This is a genomic window from Streptomonospora nanhaiensis, from assembly GCF_026642255.1.
In the GTDB taxonomy this organism is placed as follows: domain Bacteria; phylum Actinomycetota; class Actinomycetes; order Streptosporangiales; family Streptosporangiaceae; genus Nocardiopsis; species Nocardiopsis tropica.
The window spans coordinates 2,756,240-2,774,046 of record NZ_CP113264.1 but is presented as its reverse complement, the minus strand read 5'-3'; the positions used below and the strand labels follow the sequence as shown (position 1 = coordinate 2,774,046).

Annotated in this window: 16 protein-coding genes and 2 pseudogenes; 15 read left to right on the top strand and 3 right to left on the bottom strand. The window is 71.2% G+C overall.

Annotated features, from left to right (window positions below; all coding sequences use genetic code 11):
• The first annotated feature begins 179 nt into the window (after nucleotides 1-179).
• From OUQ99_RS11910 to OUQ99_RS11885, 6 genes are all read left to right on the top strand, one after another.
• Nucleotides 180-569: a transposase gene (locus tag OUQ99_RS11910; RefSeq protein ID WP_267949498.1), complete on the top strand. Its 390-nt coding sequence runs from the start codon at nucleotides 180-182 to the stop codon at nucleotides 567-569.
• Nucleotides 461-2,026 carry an IS701 family transposase gene (locus OUQ99_RS11905; RefSeq protein ID WP_431061501.1) on the top strand — a complete coding sequence of 522 codons (1,566 nt, stop codon included), beginning with the start codon at nucleotides 461-463 and terminating at the stop codon, nucleotides 2,024-2,026. The genes OUQ99_RS11910 and OUQ99_RS11905 overlap by 109 nt, the downstream gene beginning before the upstream one ends.
• 6 nt (nucleotides 2,027-2,032) lie before the next feature.
• A complete protein-coding gene (locus OUQ99_RS11900; protein WP_267949496.1) occupies nucleotides 2,033-2,215 on the top strand; it encodes a hypothetical protein in 183 nt (60 codons plus the stop codon).
• Between the two features lie 6 nt (nucleotides 2,216-2,221).
• A complete protein-coding gene (locus OUQ99_RS11895) occupies nucleotides 2,222-3,289 on the top strand; it encodes an amidase (protein WP_267949495.1) in 1,068 nt (355 codons plus the stop codon).
• Entirely contained in the window at nucleotides 3,289-3,660 is a 372-nt protein-coding gene (locus tag OUQ99_RS11890) for an amidase family protein (protein WP_267950353.1), read from the top strand. The genes OUQ99_RS11895 and OUQ99_RS11890 overlap by 1 nt, the downstream gene beginning before the upstream one ends.
• A gap of 273 nt (nucleotides 3,661-3,933) precedes the next feature.
• Complete coding sequence (locus OUQ99_RS11885) at nucleotides 3,934-4,338, top strand: DoxX family protein (protein WP_267950352.1); 405 nt, start codon at nucleotides 3,934-3,936, stop codon at nucleotides 4,336-4,338.
• On the opposite strand, the pseudogene OUQ99_RS11880 reads toward OUQ99_RS11885, so the two are convergent.
• Nucleotides 4,318-4,509 (bottom strand): annotated as a pseudogene (locus OUQ99_RS11880) (transposase); the annotation flags it as partial. The gene OUQ99_RS11885 and the pseudogene OUQ99_RS11880 overlap by 21 nt on opposite strands.
• Before the next feature lie 526 nt (nucleotides 4,510-5,035).
• Between OUQ99_RS11880 and OUQ99_RS11875 the strand changes: the two are divergent.
• The 5 genes and pseudogenes from OUQ99_RS11875 to OUQ99_RS11860 all read left to right on the top strand — a co-directional run bounded on the left by OUQ99_RS11875 (nucleotide 5,036) and on the right by OUQ99_RS11860 (nucleotide 8,640).
• The gene (locus OUQ99_RS11875) at nucleotides 5,036-5,263 is read left to right on the top strand and encodes a hypothetical protein (protein WP_267949494.1); all 228 of its coding nucleotides are present in this window, start codon (nucleotides 5,036-5,038) and stop codon (nucleotides 5,261-5,263) included.
• 246 nt (nucleotides 5,264-5,509) lie between these two features.
• Nucleotides 5,510-6,754 carry a serine/threonine-protein kinase gene (locus tag OUQ99_RS11870; RefSeq protein ID WP_267949493.1) on the top strand — a complete coding sequence of 415 codons (1,245 nt, stop codon included), beginning with the start codon at nucleotides 5,510-5,512 and terminating at the stop codon, nucleotides 6,752-6,754.
• 145 nt (nucleotides 6,755-6,899) lie between these two features.
• A pseudogene (locus OUQ99_RS31665) lies at nucleotides 6,900-7,169 on the top strand (transposase family protein); the annotation flags it as partial.
• Between the two features lie 85 nt (nucleotides 7,170-7,254).
• A complete protein-coding gene (locus tag OUQ99_RS11865) occupies nucleotides 7,255-7,824 on the top strand; it encodes a transposase family protein (RefSeq protein ID WP_267949492.1) in 570 nt (189 codons plus the stop codon).
• Nucleotides 7,825-8,253: 429 nt separating this feature from the next.
• Entirely contained in the window at nucleotides 8,254-8,640 is a 387-nt protein-coding gene (locus OUQ99_RS11860) for a hypothetical protein (RefSeq protein ID WP_267949491.1), read from the top strand.
• 139 nt (nucleotides 8,641-8,779) lie between these two features.
• Here the strand turns inward: OUQ99_RS11860 and OUQ99_RS11855 are convergent, their stop codons facing one another.
• Both OUQ99_RS11855 and OUQ99_RS11850 read right to left on the bottom strand, forming a co-directional pair.
• A complete protein-coding gene (locus tag OUQ99_RS11855) occupies nucleotides 8,780-9,811 on the bottom strand; it encodes an SMP-30/gluconolactonase/LRE family protein (RefSeq protein ID WP_267949490.1) in 1,032 nt (343 codons plus the stop codon).
• A gap of 29 nt (nucleotides 9,812-9,840) precedes the next feature.
• Nucleotides 9,841-11,658 (bottom strand): flavin-containing monooxygenase, encoded by a 1,818-nt coding sequence (locus OUQ99_RS11850; protein ID WP_267949489.1) that lies wholly within the window; start codon nucleotides 11,656-11,658, stop codon nucleotides 9,841-9,843.
• Between the two features lie 224 nt (nucleotides 11,659-11,882).
• On the opposite strand from OUQ99_RS11850, the gene OUQ99_RS11845 reads away from it, so the two are divergent.
• From OUQ99_RS11845 to queC, 4 genes are all read left to right on the top strand, one after another.
• Nucleotides 11,883-12,359, top strand: coding sequence for a MarR family winged helix-turn-helix transcriptional regulator (locus OUQ99_RS11845; protein ID WP_267949488.1), 477 nt, complete (start codon nucleotides 11,883-11,885; stop codon nucleotides 12,357-12,359).
• A gap of 656 nt (nucleotides 12,360-13,015) precedes the next feature.
• Complete coding sequence (locus tag OUQ99_RS11840) at nucleotides 13,016-13,912, top strand: class I SAM-dependent methyltransferase (protein WP_267949487.1); 897 nt, start codon at nucleotides 13,016-13,018, stop codon at nucleotides 13,910-13,912.
• A gap of 104 nt (nucleotides 13,913-14,016) precedes the next feature.
• On the top strand, nucleotides 14,017-16,845 hold the full coding sequence (locus OUQ99_RS11835; RefSeq protein WP_267949486.1) for an AAA family ATPase: 2,829 nt from the start codon (nucleotides 14,017-14,019) through the stop codon (nucleotides 16,843-16,845).
• Nucleotides 16,846-17,001: 156 nt separating this feature from the next.
• Nucleotides 17,002-17,733, top strand: coding sequence for a 7-cyano-7-deazaguanine synthase QueC (queC, locus tag OUQ99_RS11830; RefSeq protein ID WP_267949485.1), 732 nt, complete (start codon nucleotides 17,002-17,004; stop codon nucleotides 17,731-17,733).
• Nucleotides 17,734-17,807 lie beyond the last annotated feature (74 nt).

Here is a 17,807-nt window from a genome sequence, read left to right as displayed (position 1 = left end):
GCGCCGCGGTGCGCTACGCCGCGGTTCCCGGGGCGAGCGGCTCGGGGTAGAACCGCTCGAAGCGGTCGCGCCCGGTATACATCTCCCAGTAGTACAGAGCGGTCGGGTGTTGTCACAGGTCGGACCGTATACGGCTTCTTCCTTGATGGGAGCACCCATCGTTCAGCCATCATGGACGCGTGGATCCGGCCGCTGTAGAAGAGCTGCGCGAGGACCTCGATGCGTTCTGCGCCGAGGTCCTCGCGTCCATCCCCCGCAAGGACTCCCGGGCCTGGGGCAACTGCTACCTGCGCGGTCTGATGCTGGACGGGCGGCGCAAGTCCATCCAGCCCATAACCGAGCGCCTCCCGGACGGCAACATGCAGGCCCTGCAGCAGTTCGTGGACCAGTCCCTGTGGGAGCACACCCCCGTCCAACGACGCCTGGCCACCAAGGTGAGCGAGGCGATCACCCCGGATGCGTGGGTGATCGACGACTCGGGCCTGCCCAAAGCCGGCACCGAGTCGGTGGGGCGGCCCACCAGTGGTGCGGCGCCCTGGGCAAGCAGGCGGTGTGCCAGAGCGCGGTGAGCCTGCACGCGGTCACCGATGCCGCCTCCGTCCCCCTGGCATGGCGGCTCTACCTGCCCAAGGACTGGGCGGACCCCCAAGAGCCGCGTCGGGCCAAGACCGGGGTGCCCGACCAGGTCGACCACCGGGAGAAATGGCGGCTGGCCCTGGACATGGTCGATGAGACCCGCTCCTGGGGGCTGGCCGACCAGGTGGTGGTGGCCGATGCCGGCTACGGGCAGATCCATGGCTTGCGCCACGGGTTGGCCGAGCGGGGCCTGGACTACGTGGTCGCGGTGCGCGGTGATCTGAACTCCCATCCCGGTGGGGCGGTGCCCCAGGCGCCCGAGCGGTCCGGGCCGGGGCCGCGTCTGCCGCGCTACCGGACCCCGGCCCGCTCGTTGAAGGACCTGGCCCTGGAACAGGGGCGCACCGCGTTGCGCCGGTGCACGTGGCGGCAGGGGTCCCGTGGGGCGATGCGGGGCCGTTTGCTGGTCATGGACGTGCGCTTGGCGGGTAAGTCCGCCCGCCAAGCGGCTCTGGACCGTGCGGGCGGGCGCTCGACGTGGGACGGGGTGCTGCCCATCGAGACGCTGATCGCCGCACGCGTCGTCCAGGGCTTGGCGACCGGGATCGCCACGGGTGCGCTCGGCGCGGGCCTGCTCGATACTGCTCCGGGACGCGGGCCGCTGATCAACAGTGTCGCCCCCATTGCGGGCATGGCCGCTGGAGCCCTGGGCTCGGGTGCCCTCGTGCAATACCTCCCCGAACCGATGCGCCTGGTCTATGTCGTACTCATCGTGCTCCTGCTGTCGCAAGCGGTCGGGATCCGTGCACTGAATGAGACGGCCGCTCGCAGACCCGGAGCCCTAGCCTCACTGCGGCCGAATATCGGAGTCCCCCAACAGGCCCGCCGCGCCATGCTCGTGGCCGCCCCCATCGACATCGCGGTCTGGGCGCTGGGCGGCTTCTACCTCTCCCTGGGGCCTTCACTCACCAGTGCCGTCACCGGTTCGACCGCGCCCCTGGCCGCCGGGGCCGCCGTCTTCGCGCTCACCATCAGCGGTGCGGCCGCAGTCCTGGTCCTGCGTTCCGCTCCGGCCACCAGAGTCATGCTCATCGGCGCGACGGCCCTGGCGACAGGGATCGCTATCACCCTGGCAGGTGTACACCTCGGTGTGACCACGGCCTTCTTCGCCGGGACGGCGGTGGCCGGGATCGGCTTCGGAGCAGGGTTCCAGGGCGCGGTGCGCACCGTGGTCCCACTGGCCGCCACGCACGAGCGCGCAGGCCTGATGTCGTCCTTCTACCTCCTGAGCTACCTGGCGATGTGCCTACCCGCCATCACCGCGGGCATCGCCGTCGACGCCCTTTCCCTGGTCACCGTGACCGGCTACTACGGGGCCGCGCTGATCGCGCTCGCGGTTCTGGCAGCCGTCGGCACGTTCGTCGTCCACCGCACCGCACTAAGGAGCTGACCACCCGTGCCCGAGCCCTACACACCCGAGGACGTCATCCTGCTCGCGAGCAGGATCCGCCCGCCTCTGACACCTGACCGCCCGGTACCGATCGCCGCGGCACTCAACGGCATTCTCTCCGTGACTTCCGCGCTGCGCGACGTCGACCTGGGAGAGGTCTCTCCCGCCTTCGTCCACGACAAGGAGTAGGACCGCGTGCATCCCTACCAACTCACACTCGCCGACGCCTCCCGCGCGATCGCGGCGAAGGAACTCTCACCGATCGAACTCACCGAGTCCGTCCTCGCCCGCGCCGCGCATGTGGAGGAAGACGTCTCGGCGTTCGCCACTCTCACGCCCGAGGCCGCCTTGCGCGCCGCAGCCCGCGCACAGGCCGAGATCGCTGCAGGATCGCACCGCGGCCCGCTCCACGGCATCCCAGCAGCGGTCAAGGACATCTTCGACACCGCCGGCACCCGCACCGCCGCCGGATCACGTGTCCACGCAAACCGGATCCCTGACGCTGACAGCGCGGTGGTAGCCGCACTCAAGGAGGCGGGCGCCGTACCGGTGGGCAAGACACACACCCACGAGTTCGCCTACGGCACCATCACTCCCGCCACGCACAATCCCTGGGCTACCGACCGTGTCGCAGGCGGCTCCAGCGGCGGGTCGGCGGCAGCCGTGGCGTCGGGCGGCGCCACCGCCGCCATCGGCGGCGACACCGGCGGCTCCATCCGTATCCCGGCCGCCCTGTGCGGCGCGGTCGGGCTCAAGCCAACACACGGTCTGGTGCCCCGACACGGCGCGATACCTCTGTCGTGGACCCTGGACCACGTCGGACCGATTACCCGCACGGTCGAGGACGCCGCACTCGTCCTCGACGCTGTTGCCGGACACGACCTCAGGGACCCGACGACACTGCGGGTGCCGGTCGAGGACCGTACCCGGGGCATCGGCACGAACCTGACCGGACTGCGGATCGGGGTGCCCGGGAACTACTTCTTCGACAGGATCGAACCCGACGTGGAACAAGCGGTGCGCTCGGCCGTCGAGACGCTGGCCGGGCTTGGTGCCGAGCTCGTCGGCGTCGAGATTCCGCTGGCCGAATCCGTGCACGCGGCCCAGTGGGGGATCATGGTGCCTGAGGCCGCCGCCTACCACCAGGACACTCTGTGGCGGTCCCCGGAGTACTACGGACCCGACGTGCGTGTCCTCCTGGAAGCGGGGGGGAACTCGTACCTGCCACCGAGTATCTGCGCGCGCAGCGGGTGCGCACTCTGATGGGGTCCGCCTGGGCACGATTGCTGGAGACCGTGGACGTGGTCGTCGCGCCCACCGTTCCGATCACCGCGGTGCCGGTCGGCCAGGAGCTCCTGCACTGGCCGGACGGGAGTGTCGAAACAGTCTCCGACGCCCATGTCAGGCTGTGCGCACCAGCCAATCTCACCGTCCTGCCCGCCCTGACGGTACCGACCAGACCGGGTTCCGGGGGGTTGCCGTCCGGCCTCCAGCTCATCGGTCGCCCGCTCGGGAGGCAGTCCTCGTGCGCGTCGGCTCCGCCTACGAGTCCGCGCGCGGCGGTGTCGGCGCCCTGGCGCCGCTCTGATGTCATCGGCCTTATCACCAGGCCAGTGGCCACGCACATCATCTGACCGATGCCGAACTGCCCGGTCATTAGCCTGTTCTGCTCCGACCTGGTCAAGTGCTCGCCACGCACCAGGAGGCGAGCTTTCTCCACTTCCCTCGGTGCGGGCCTTGAGTATGCCGCAGCGGCACGGTTTCTAATTTGTTGCGCCACCTCACGACCTCAGACCGGGACACGGTCGACCACGACAGGAACCGACATGCCCACGATGACACCCTCAACCCGACCCCGACCCCGACCCCGACCCGTCGCCGGCACAGTCACCCTCTGGACGTTGCAGGTGCTGCTGGCCGTCGTATTCGCGTTCATCGCCCTCCCGAAGGCGATGGCCGACCCCATCGCCGTCGCGCCGTTCGAGCTGATCGGACTCGGCATCCCCGGCATGGTCGTCGTCGGCTGGCTGGAGCTCGCCGGGGCGATCGCGCTGCTCATTCCCCGGCTGTGCGGCCTCGCCTTGTTCTGCCAGATCCCGCTGATGATCGGCGCGACGGTCCTGAGCGCCATCGCGACCCCGGACCTGGTCGCCATCCCGGCGGCCACCCTGGTCCTCGTCTGTGTCGTGGCCTGGTTCCGCCGACACGACACCGCCGCCCTCGTCCGGATGGTGCGTCGCTGGCTCGGGGCAAACCAAGGCGAATTCCAGGAGTCGTCGCAACACGTGAGGTCAGTTGGTTGCGGCGATTAGCTTAGCGAGGCGCTCGGCTGGGGTTTCCCAGCCGAGCGTTTTGCGTGGGCGGGAGTTCAGCTCGACAGCGACCGCGTCCAGGTCCTCGCGGGAGTGGACCGACAGGTCCGTGCCCTTGGGGAAGTACTGCCTGAGCAGGCCGTTGGTGTTCTCATTGGAGCCGCGCAGCCAATTGCGCCACGCCACGAAAAGCCCCGGCGCACCGAAGCCCCGAACACGACTTTCCGTGATCGTTCAGCAGGAACGGCCACAAAATGGGCGATACCCGGATACGCGCTCCCGCTAGGCGTGGAACCACCGAAGCGGCGCCTGCGTTTAAAAGGGTGGGGACAAGAACATTAGGAGCGTGGCGATGAAACACCGAACCCACCTCGGTCTGACACTATTAGGACTTTCCATCTCATGTGCTCTTCTTGCGCCTCTTGCGTGGAGTATGGTGATTTGGTATCTCGGGGCTGCGTTGTGGGTTGGGGCCGCGGCCTTCTTCTGGCAGGCAGCTCGGTCCTTGTGGGGCGGGGCTGCAAGCAGGCTTCCAGCAGGGCATACGCCGGACTCTCCCAACCTTCGGCCGACAGCGGCCTCCCCCCTCCCCGGTATCGCGCCGCCCGACGCCGGGCCGCGGGCAGCGGCGGAGCGAGCGGAACAGAAAGAATTTACGGACGAGTTTCACGAATCCGTTGCGGGCGTCTTTGGGATCATGAAGACCGTCGTGGTTGTGTGCACGATCGCCGTCCTGGGACTGATCGCCCAGTTCTCCGTGCTCCTGGGGATCTGGGCCTTCTCCAGAAGCAGCCTCCTTGAGGGTTTTTTCTTGTTCGGCTTTGTCGGCTTCCTGACCTGGTATGGCCTGGGCCCCCTGCGGAAGTTCTGGAGCCCGCAAAGCATGCTCAACCAGGACGGAGATGATGGTGGCGGAGGTGAGTGAGGCTTCCGCGGGGAACTCGCGGTAGCCGAAGGTGGCGTGGATCTGCCAGGTGTGTCAGTGGGCCGGTTCTCCCGAAGCCACGGGAGCCGCAAGGTAGCCCGGGGCGAGGATAATCGCTACATGATTTAGCGGTAGACCCCACCAGGGTTCGCCAACGATCCGATAGCGCCTTCGCTCGCATCTGTCTAGATTGGTTGAGCAAGGAACGGCGAACAATTGGGAGCAGCGGTGGGTGGGGGCCAACACGTGGGCGGGTTCCGTCTGGTGCGGGAGCTGGGCTCGGGCGGGTTCGGCACGGTCCACCTGGGCCAGGACGCCGTCGGGCGGCGCGCGGCGGTCAAGCTGCTCCACCCCCACCTGGCCAAGGACGCCCAGGTGCGCCGCTACTTCTCCCAGGAACTGGTCAACGCCCGCAAGGTGCAGGGGTTCTGCCTGGCCCAGATCGTGGACGCCGACGCCGAGGCCGACCGGCCCTGGATCGCTACCGAGTACATCGAGGGCCCCACCCTGTCCCAGGCCGTCCGGCAGGACGGCCCCCGCACCGGCGGGGACCTGCAGCGCCTGGCGGTGCAGACCATCACCGCGCTGAGCGCGATCCACGCCGCCGGGGTGGTGCACCGCGACCTCAAGCCCGCGAACATCCTGCTGGGTCCGGACGGGCCGCGGGTGATCGACTTCGGGATCGCCCGCGCCCTGGACGCCGCCGAGACCTCCACGGCCACCCGGATCGGCACCCTGGGCTACATGGCCCCCGAGCAGATCGAGGGCACCACCCTGGGGTCGGCCGCGGACCTGTTCGCCTGGGGTGCGGTCATGATTCACGCGGCGACCGGTTCGGAAGCCTTCCCCGGCCCCACCCAGGCCTCACGCATCAACCGGGTCCTCAACCACCCGCCCCAGACCGGGGACCTGGCCGACCCGCTCCTGGGCATCGTGCTGGCGTGCATGGCCAAGGACCCCGACCAGCGACCCACCGCACGCCAGATCCTAGACATGCTCCTCACCGGCCGCACCACACCCCCTCGCCTCGAAACACCCGCCACTCTCTCCGAAGATGACGAAGATCCCCGACTGCGCCACGCCGCCGAGGGCGGCAACACCCGCGCCATGAACAACCTCGGCATCCTGCTCCAGGAGCAGGGCGAGAAGGATGAGGCCGAGGACTGGTACCGGCGCGCCGCTGAGGGCGGCAACACCCGCGCCATGAACAACCTCGGCATCCTGCTCCAGGGGCAGGGCGAGAAGGATGAGGCCGAGGACTGGTTCCGGCGCGCCGCTGAGGATGGCCACCCCCGCGCCATGAACAACCTCGGGTACCTGCTGAAGGGGCAGGGCGAGAAGGATGAGGCCGAGCAGTGGTACCGCCAAGCCATTGCCGAGGACGGCAACTACACCCGCGCCATGAACAACCTCGGGAACCTGCTGAAGGAGCGGGGCGAGACGAGGGAGGCGGAGGCCTGGTACCGCCGCGCGGCTGGGGCGAAGGCATAAGCGCTTCCCCGGCCTGATGTGCTCTTCAGCTCGGTGCGGGTGGCTGGATGGCCTTGTTGGGGGCTAGGAGGAACGCTCCAGGATTTACGAGCTGGTGCGTGATGGCGGGTGAAGCTCCGCTGAAGAGTCGTGACATGCTCTGGCTGTGGCGATCAAGCTCAACCGCGCGGTCCTGGCCCACCCCTGGTTCACCGGTATCTCCCGTCACCACCTGGCCGCGCTCGTCGAGGAACTGGCCCACCCCTGGGAAGTGGCCGTGGAAAACCACAAGAACCAGGTCCGGGGCGGGTCGAGGAAACGGACAGCCGGGACGGGTGCCCGGCACCGCCTGGTCTTCGTCGACCGCCTGGTGGCCACTCTGATCCACCTGCGCCATGACCTGCCGCACGCGGTCCTGGGCCTGCTGTTCGGGGTGGACCGCTCCACTCTTCCCCCGCGCCGTCGGCCAGATCCGCACCCTGCCGGCCGAGCGTGGACACGCGGTCCCGAACCGCCCGGGGGTGCGTCTGCGCACCTTGGAAGACGTCTTCGCCCACGCCCACGCCGAGGGTGTGGAACTGCGGCTGGACGCCACCGAGATCCAAGTCCGGCGGCCACGCGCGGGACGGGGCGGCCGGCGGGCGTTCGTCTCGGGCAAGAAGAAGCAGAACACGATGAAGGCCACCGTCGTGGCCGACCACCACGGGCGCACCTTGTGGACCGACGCGATGCGCCCAGGTCGGATGCACGACGCCACCGCGGCACGCATCGAGGGCATCGACTCCTGTTTCCGGTTCTTCCCGCAGGTAGAAGTACTACTGGATGACGGTTATCCGGGTCTGCGACGTGACCACCCGCAGCAGGCCCGCACTCCGCCGCGCAAACCGAACAAGAGTGCCCTACCCGAGTTCCATGAGCAGTGGAAGCACCACCGCCACGCGCATTCGGCAGATCGAATCACCGTCGAGCACGCCCTGGCCGACCACAAGCGCTGGAAGCAGTCGACGCGCTGGACCCATCGGCGGGAGAACCTTCCGGCCACCTACCGGGCCATCGCCGGGCTGGTCTGCGACCGCACCGCGAACACCTGACCAGCACCGCGGACGGGTCCACCATGCCTCACCCGCTATCACGCACCAACTCGTAAGGCCTGCTGCCTTCACTGGGAGGCCGCCCGGGGACCGCTCCCCCACCCGCCGCTGAATCCGCGGCAGACGTACGAGGTGATGGGCGGACTCGCCGGCACACGGTAGCGGGGCAACCGGGCGCCGACACCCGGCCGCGAGCCGGACCGGCTGCGGCCGCCCGGCCCGTGTGTCCGGCCCCCGACCGGCCACCCGGCCAACAGTGCACGGATGCGAGTCTCCTCGCTCCGGCGGCCGGCCACACACCTGCAACCGGGGCCACAGGTCCGCCCGTTCGGCCTCGAGCGCAAAAATGGAATCGGCGCGAGATCCCAGGGCGGCACAACCCCCGGCACGCCGACCCGCGCAGACGCCTACCGTGGAGAATTTTCCCTGATGCCCACCATTCATTCGAGCGACCCCGACTTCCGCGTGTGCCGGATCAGTTTCCCCACCCTGCTCGAAATCCAGCTGGAGGCGGAGGAGCGGGGGTGGGGAACCCGGTGGAGCTCAGAGCATGCGCTCCGCAGGCAGGTGAAGGAAGAAGACGTCCTCCTCCAATCGTTCATGCGCGAGGAGTGGGGAGGGGTCGTGCGGTCCTACCGGTGCCTCCTGATCTTCTCGACCCCCGAGGGAGGAGGCGGCGGCATGACGACGATGGACCTCAACCCTCCAAGATTTTTCTCACTGGAGAGAATCGACCGCGACCCCGACGTGAGGAAGGTCTTCGTCCGGTTGTTCTCACTCGCCATGAGCGGCATTTCCATGACCGCCAAGCAGTAACAGGACGAACCGGCTTCCGGTGAACGCCGAGCCCCTGCCCCCAGGCCCTGCGAGGCGGCTTCCCCGGGCCGAGGCCTTCACGCGAAGGCCCCGGCCCGTACCCCGGAGTCGGCGGGGCGGTTGCCCGCCCCCGCGGTGGTCAGCCCCCGTTGGACTGGCGGATCCCCTCGCCCAGGGCCTCGAACGAGTAGACGAATCCGCCGTCCTCCCCGCTCACGGTCATGTACGCGTCGGTCGTGCCCGGCGCGATGGCGACGTTGGTCGCCGACTCCAGGCCCTCGGCGGCCTCGGACGGCACGCTCACCGTCGCCAGGTGCTCACCCGTCGAGCTGTACACGAAGATGCTCGGCTGACCGTGGACCGCCTGGTAGAGGTTGCCCTCGGCGTCGACGGCGATGGAGTCGATCCGGCTCGTGCCGCCGTCGAAGTGGATGGCGGCGTGGGAGGTCACCACCGAGGTCCCGTCCTCGTCGAGCTCGTAGTGGTCGACGCGGTTCGCGGCGTACTGGCCGACCCAGAGGCCCCCGAAGTCCTCCCTGAACGAGATGCCGTTCGGCGCCGGGAGCTCGTCCGCCAGGACGGTCGCCTCGGCCGTCTCACCGTCGATCCTGACGACCCGGCCCCGGGGCTCCCAGGCCGGATCGCCGAACCCGGTCGAGTCGCTGACGTACATGTTCCCCGCCTCGTCGAAGGCCAGGTCGTCCGGCTGCATGGGCGTCCCGTCGACGTCCCCGGAGAAGAACGTGGTGTGGTCCTCCCCCTCCGGGGTGATGCTGTCGATCCTCCCCCCGGCGAAGTCCGTCAGGTACAGCCGGTCGTCGAGCGGGCTGAACTGGGCCGACGTGTACGCGCCGTCCCCGTGCGTGAAGACCGGTTCCACCTCGGCGGAGCCGGTGTCCACCCTGAGCACCTTGGGCTCCCCGGCGGGTGCGGTGACGTCGACGACCAGGAGGCCTCCGTCGGGGGCGAAGGTCGGCCCCTCCAGGAGGGTCATCCCCGTCTCCTCGTGGACGGAGGTGACCTGGACGAGCAGCTCGGCCGTCCGGTCCCCCTCGCCGTCCGTGCTGGTGGCGGCGGCGTCGGCGCAGCCCGTCGCCGCGACCGCGAGGACGAGGGCCGGAAGCGCACGGGCGATCACCGTGCGTCGCGTCGTGCGGCGGTGCGGTTCCATACGGTTTCCCTTCGGTCGGGGCGGACGGGTCACGGCTTCGCGCCCAGGACGTCGCCGATGCTGCTCTTGCGCCAGTCCCCGAGCAGCCGGTGGAAGGCGACGGGGCCCGGGCTGTAGGAGGAGCCGCCGTGGACGCCGGCCCCCTCGCGGTTGTAGTAGCCGGGCGTGCACTCGGCCTGGAACGCGGAGTTGTCGTGCGCCGTCTCCCGGACGGTCCGGCCCCACTCGTCGGCCGCCTCCTGCGAGGGCTCGACCACGGGAACGCCGCTCTTGCGGGCCTCGGCGACGACGACGGCGATGTGCTCGGCCTGCTCCAGCAGGATGTGCGCGAAGTTCACGGAGTTCGCGTTCTGCAGTGGCCCCAGGTGGAAGAGGTTAGGGAACCCGTTGCTGTAGAAGCCGTGCAGCGTGCTGGGCCCGCGGCTCCACGACTCCAGCAGTCCCCGACCGCCGCGCCCGCGCACCGGCAGCGTGCCGGACATGACCCCGGAGCGGCCCACGTCGAACCCGGTGGCGAAGACGACGCAGTCGACGGGGTACTCGGTGTCCCCGACGACGATCGAGTCCTCGGTCATGCGCGTGATGCCGCCGTGGTCGGCGGTGTCGACGAGGGTGACGTCGGGCCGGTTGAAGGTCTGGAGGTAGTGGTCGCTGAAGCAGGGCCGCTTGCACATGTAGCGGTACCAGGGCTTGAGCAGTTCGGCCGTGGCCGGGTCGTCGACGACCTCGTCCACGCGGGCCCGGATCTGGTTCATCTTCCGCGCGTCGACGAGTTCGTCGATCCTCTCGCGCTCCTCCGGGGGGAGGCCGGTGTCCAGCGTGCCGGTGATCATCTTGCGCTGGAGCCGCGCCGTCGACGTCCAGCCGTCCCGGGTCAGGTCGGTCCCGACCTGTTCGCCGGAGACGATCGCGAGGAAGTTCTCCATGCGCTCGCGCTGCCAGCCCGGGCGCAGGGACGCCGCCCACTCCGGGTCGGTGGGCCGGTTGTCGCGCACGTCCACCGAGGAGGGGGTCCTCTGGAACACGTACAGGTGCTGCGCGTCGCGGCCCAGGTGCGGGATGACCTGGACGCCCGTGGCCCCGGTGCCCACGACCGCGACCCTCTTGTCCGCGAGGCCGTCGAGCCCGCCCTCCTGGTCGCCGCCCGTGTAGCCGTAGTCCCACCGGCTCGTGTGGAAGGTGTGGCCCCGGAAGGTCTCGATGCCGGGGATGCCGGGCAGCTTCGGCTGGGTGAGCGTGCCCGAGGAGGTGATGACGAACCGGGCGCGCATGCGGTCGCCGCGGTCGGTCTCGACCACCCACTCGTCCGCCTGCTCGTCCCACTCCAGGCCGGTGACCCGCGTGTGGAACAGCGCGTCGCGGTACAGGCCGAAGGTCTCGGCGATCGCCACCGCGTGCTGCCGGATCTCCTCCCCGGGGGCGTAGCGCCACTTGGGCACGTAGCCGACCTCCTCCAGCAGGGGCATGTAGGAGTACGACTCGATGTCGCAGTGGATGCCCGGGTAGCGGTTCCAGTACCAGGTCCCGCCGAAGTCGCCCGCCTCGTCCATCATCCGGAGGGACTCGACGCCCGCCTGCCGCAGCCGCGCCCCGGTGGTGAGCCCGCCGAACCCGCCGCCGATGACGAGCACCTCCACGGTGTCCGTCAGCGCCTCCCGCTCGGTCCGCGGGGTGTACGGGTCCTTCGCGTAGTAGCCGAACTCGCCGGCGGCCGTGCGGTACTGGGTCGCTCCGTCGGGGCGGATGCGGCGGTCGCGCTCCCGGGCGTATCTGGCCCGTAGCGCTTCGAGGTCCACCTCTTCGATCTGGTCGTCGATGTTCGAGGTCGCGCCGGAGGCTGTGGTCATGTGCCGTCCTCACTTCGTTGCCGACGTGTCGCAGCGGGGCGGCGGGCGCGGGGCCGGAGGTCCTCTCGGGGGCGGCGGCGCCGCCCGACGGGGCTCCGCGGGGGATCGGGGCGTTCGTCACGCGCTGCGACGGAGGTGTCTGTGAACCGTGCTCAAAAAGGTTAGCATCGCCCTAAGTATTGGAGTCGGGGGGTGGCCCGCGCGCGGCGATCTATCATGGCGGTATGCCACGAGAGGTGACTGAACAGGGCGAACACGAACGCGAACGCATCGTGCACGAGATCCAGACCCTGAACGGATCCATGGAGGAGGCCGTACTGACCGCCCTCCTCCAGAACCTGCTCTCGATGGACCTCACGATCCAACAGCTCAAAGTGCTGATGATCCTGGTCACCACCGAGGAGGGGGCGACGGGGAGAAGCCTGTCCGCCTCGTTCGGCGTCTCCATGGCGTCGATGTCCGGCCTTCTCGACCGGCTCGTGGGCCAGGGCGTCGCCACGCGTTCGACCGATCCCCACGACCACCGTGTCCGCCGCGTCCACGCCACACCCCTCGGCACCTCGGTCGTACGGCGCCTGGCCGTGGCACGCCCGTTCCGCAGGGACATCCTCATGGGCCTGCGCATGGAGGACCTGCGCGCCCTCGAACAGGGCTTCCGGGCGGTCAGCGAGCAGATCTCCCTCATGGGCGAGCGGGACTGACCCCCGCGGGTTTCCTTCTTGCCACACACCGCTTAATTCGACCGGCAATATACACAAGAAGACCGATTTGTTCTTGAGGCGACCCCGGGAAAAACAACGGGCAGCCCGAAATTTTCGCTCTTTCGGGCGACCGCGCCGCTTACCGGAGTCCCCCGTTCGACAGTCGGGTCCGCTCCGGGATTCCCGCACAAGGGAATTCCGGCGAAGCCGGAAAGGGGACCCCCGGACCGCCTCAAACAGGGCCATCACCCCAGGCGCCACCTGCGACAGTCCCTGCCACACGGGCTCCCGGGCGGGGTCGGCGCGAGGCCGCGCCGCCCACGGTTTCCGACCCTCCGCGCGCACGCTCGGGAAACACATCTCCCGCCCGCCATTGCCACCGGGGGAAATCCCTTTCCGGCGGCCTCCGGGTCGGGAGCGGGAAAACCGGAGGGGGAATTCCACCACCCCGCGGTTTTCCCCTCCACCTCACGGGGATACCTCCCCATGCGGTCGGCGCCGGGACCGGCGAACCACGGCGGCACGGTCCGTTCCGGGACGTTCGAGGACGGGGCTCCCGCCCGCGGTCGGCGCCGCAGGCGACACGGGACCGCGGAGAGGGCCGCACTCCCCCGGACACGGCCCCCTCCCCCACGGCTAAGAGAGGTGCGCAGAGCATGACCGAAGCACGAGCCGATACACCGGCACACGGCAGCACCCCCCGGGAACCCGGGGGCACACGGCTCACCCTCGCCCAGGTCCTGGAGCACCCCGCGCTGGGGCCCCGAGACCTGCTTCCCGCCCGGTTCCGCGGCCCGCGGAGGGTGACCGGCGACGGATGGGTGGGGTTCGCGACCAGGCTCGAACGCGGTGAGGAGCTCTCCCTCGTCCAGAGCCTCATGGCCGCCAACCGTCACGTGCTCGACGTCGGCGGCGGCATCGGGGAGCTCTCCCGCGCCGTCGCCGCCCGGATCGGGCACTGCACCACCGTCGAGCCGCACGCGCAACTGGTGGAGTCGATGCGGGACGAGGCCGCCGAAGCCGGGGTGAGCGTCTTCGCGGGAACCGCCGAGGACCTCCCCTTCCCCGACGCCTCCTTCGACGCCGTCTACGGCGCGTGGGTCCTCCCCTTCGTCGACGACGTCGAGAAAGCCGTCACGGAGATGGTCCGGGTCTGCGACCCGGGCGCCCCGGAGGCGAAGATCGTGCTGATCGTCGGCGGAGCCGACAGCGAGGTCCTGGGGCTGTTCAACGACGTCTGCGCCCCGGTCTCCGGCGACCCCCGCGACCACCACGGCTACCTGCTGGCGACGGCCGCCCGCCTCCTCGCCGAACGGGGCTTCGGGGAGTTCTCGCTGCACCGCACGGAGGCCTCGGTCCGCTTCGCCGAGGAGGAGCCGGCGAAGCGCGCCGCGGCGGCGGCGACCGTGCTGACCGACTTCTGGTACCAGCTCCACCCCGGGGCCGACGAGGTCAGGGCCGCCCTGGAACCGGCCCTGGAGCGCCACTTCGCCGCCCGCCCCCACGGGATCGGCGACCAGGGCGCGGTCCTGGTCGCCCGTCCCGGTTCCTGACCCCCGACAGCCGTGCCGGGGCGGCACGGACGCCTCCGTCCGCCCCGGACCACGGCCCCGACGGGGGCTCCATCGGTTCGGTTTCTCCGATCACGAGGACAACAATGCTGGACACGCCGACACGGCACGGTGAGATCGCGGGCAGGGCCGAGCTGGTCGCGAGACTGCGGTCGGCCCACCACCACAGCAGGCGCACGGGGCTCACCTCCCACGTGGTCACGGGGGAGCCCAAGGTGGGACGGACCAGTCTTCTCGCCTCGGTGTGCCGTCCCGCACCGGGCCACGACGGCCGCGCGGCGTTCATCGCGTGCTCCCGGCACGCGAACCGGCTGGTCGCCGCGCTCGCGGACGACCTGCTCCGACTGGCCGCCGACCACCGCCCCGCGGAGCCGCAGGGGCCGGAGGACGCCGCCGCGCGCCCGCGGGCCCGCGTCGACCCGGGTGGCGCGCCCGCGCGGGAACCCGCCGCGGACGGCGTACCGGCCGGGTTCCGGGAACTGGTGGAGTCGCTGACCCGGGACGCCCCCCTGCTGATCGCGCTGGACGACGTCGACCTGGCGGGCCCGGCCTCGCTCGTCCGGCTCCGGGACGCCCTGCGGGACGTCGCGCACCTGCCGGTGACCCTCGTCGCCTCGACCAGGAGCGGCGAGCCCCCCGTGGCGCCCTCCGAGCTCGCGGACCTGCTGCTCGGCGCCCGCACCGCCACCCTGACCGGCCTGTCCGTGCGGGAGACCGGCGCGCTGCTGCACGAGCGGCTCGGCCGCCGCCCCGACGCCGGCCTGGTCGACACGTGCCACCGGATCACCGCCGGCAACCCGTTCATGGTCGGCGCCGTGGGCGACTGGATACGGGCCCAGGCGATCCCTCCACGCACGGCGGCCGCACTGCGCGAGGCCGTGATCCCCTCCGTGGCCGAGGCGGTCATCGGACGGGCCAACCGCGTCGACCACCGGGCCCGGCGGGTGGCCGAGGCGATCGTCGTGGCGTCCACCTCCGGCGAGGCCGACCCGGCGCTCGTGGCGCGCCTCAGCGGCACCCCCCTCGAGGACACGCTGGCCACACTCGACCTCCTGGTCCGGATGCGCCTGGTCACCGACGACCACGCGGTGGCGCTCCGCCACCCGCTGCTGGGCACCGCGCTGCTCGGCTCGATGACCGTGATGAGCTGCAACGCCGCCCACCTGGCCGCCGCCACCTTCCTGCACCGGCGCCGCGACGCCGGGCAGCGGCCGGCCCGGCACCTGGCGGCCTCGACGGTCCCCCTGGACACCCCCTGGTCGGCGACCGCCATGATCACGGCCGCCCGGGCCCCCGACACCTCCGCCCGGGACCGGGTCCGCTACCTGGAGTACGCCGCCCAGGCCGGGACCGAGGACGCCTGGGCCCGCGTCGCGCCCGAACTCGCGTCCGCCCGGATCGCGCTCGACCGGCGGACGGGGCTGCGCGCCGCGGTGGAGATCCTCGGCCGCACCGCCGACGCGTCGGTCCGCCGCCGGCTGCTCGGCCTGATCGGCGCGACGCTGTGCGAGGACGACCGCCGCGACGACGAGCGCGCCGTCCTGGACGCGGTGCGGGACGTGGTCGCCGGCACGGAGCGCGAGGACTGGCCGCGGTCCTTCCTGGCCTACGGCCGGTCCATGGCGCCCGTGCCGACGGCCCCCGCGGAGGGCGCCCGCGGCGCCGGCGGCGCGGCGCGCCCTCCCGCCGCCACGGCCATGGGGGCGCTGTCCTCCCACCAGCTGGACGGGGTGCCCGCGGTCGCGCTCGCCGAGGCGCGCGAGGCCCTGGACCACGACCTGGACGACCTCCTGCTGCACCCGGCGGCGCTCCCCGCCGCGCTGTCGGTGCTCGTCGGCTGCGGCCACCGGGCCGAGGCGTTCGCGCGCCGGCGCGCGCTCGTCGACGACCTGGACCGCCTCCCCCGCTGGGTGCGTGCGGAGGTCGAGCTCGCCGAGGCCGCCGGGCACTACGCCGCGGGCGACCTCCAGGCGGCACGGCACGTGCTCACCGAGCGGCTGTCGGACCTGCCGGCCCACGCGGGCCACGGCTACGGCAGGTTCCGGACCCGCCTCGTCGGCCTGCTGGCCAACGTCCAGCTCGACCTGGGCGACCCCGCCGGGGCGGAGGCCCTGCTGCGCCGCCACCACCACGAGGGCCACGTGCCGCCCGCCTGGTACGACGCCGACGTCCCGCTCGCCCGGGCGAGGCTGCGCGTGAGGGCCGGTGAGCTGACCGAGGGCGCCGAGGAGCTGCTGGGGATCGTCCGCCGCCGCGAGGAGGCGGGGGCCGCGGGGCCGGGGACGCTCTGCTGGCGGAGCGAGGGAGCCGTGCTCCTGGCCAAGACGGGGGCACGCGACGAGGCGCTGCGGGTCGCCCGCAGGCAGCTGGAGTTCGCCGAGGGGACCGGCTCGCCGCAGGAGCGCGCGCGGGCACTGCGCGTGTGGGGCTCGCTCTCCGGGGGCCCCGCGGCGCTGGAGCTGCTGCACTCGGCGGTCGACCTGCTCCAGGGCACCGGGCACGACCTCGAGACGGCGAGGACCACCGCCGAGCTGGGGACGGTGCTGGCGCGACTGGGCCGGCACAAGGAGGCGGTGGCCGCGCTGAGCCGGTCGGCGGGGCTGGCCGTCGACCGGGGGGCGCGCGACCTCGCCGACCGCGTACGCCTCCAGCTGGTGGCCCTGGAGGGGCGCGCCCCGCAGGACGTGTCGGTGCGGGGCATCCTCGCCCTGACGCCGCGCGAACGGGAGATCCTGATCGACGCGCTCCTGGGCCAGGCCAACAAGACGATCGCCGGCAACCGGCACATCACCCGCCGCACCGTGGAGCTGCACCTGTCGAGCGCCTACCGCAAGCTCGGCATCTCCGGCCGGGGCGAGTTCGGCAAGGTCCTCGGCGGTCCCGGGACGTGGGAGATCCTGGTCGGCGGCCCCTGACCGGGTCCGGCGCCACTTCGGTACCGCGCGAGAACATTTCGGTCGCGGGCCGTGATGTGCCCCGGTCGCGCCCGCACGACACTGTGACCACATGACAGCCGCCGGGGCCCGGGCGCCGCCCCGGCGCCGAGCCGCCCCATGGGGATGGAGATGCCGATGGAAGCACAGGACGCGTTCCACGACGATGCCGCGCGCGACCCCTTCACCGCGGTCGTGGTGTTGTCCGGGGGGATGGACTCCACGACACTGCTGGCGCACTTCGCGGCGCTGCGGTTCAGGCTGGTGGCCCTCACGGTCGACTACGGGCAACGGCACCGGAAGGAGATCGACTCGGCCCGGGAGATCGCCCGCCACTACGGTGCGGAACACCACGTGCTGGACCTGTCGGGACTGGGGTCGCTGCTCACGGGCTCGGCCCTCACCGACGACCGGGTGACCGTCCCCGACGGGCACTACGCGGAGGAGGCCATGCGCGCCACGGTCGTCCCGAACCGCAACGCCGTGCTCGCCAACCTCGCCGTGTCGATGGCCGTGGCCCGCCGGGCCGACACGGTGGCGCTCGGGATGCACGCCGGCGACCACTTCGTGTACCCGGACTGCCGCCCGGCCTTCGTCGACGCGCTGCGCAACCTGGTGGCGGTCGCCAACGAGGGGTTCACCGCACCGCGCGTCGAGACCCCCTTCATGACGTGGTCCAAGGCCGACATCGCCCGGCACGGCGTGCGCCTCGGCGCGCCGCTGGGGCTCAGCTGGTCCTGCTACAAGGGGGGCGACATCCACTGCGGGACGTGCGGGACCTGCTACGAACGGGCCGAGGCGTTCCGGGAGGCGGGCCTCACCGACCCCACCGAGTACCTGGACGGCGACGCGCGCTTCGCCGCGCCCTGACCGCTCCCCGCACGGAGCGGTCAGCCGCCGGGACGGGCGTCCGGACCCTCCCCTCCGCGACGCCGCCCGGGGCC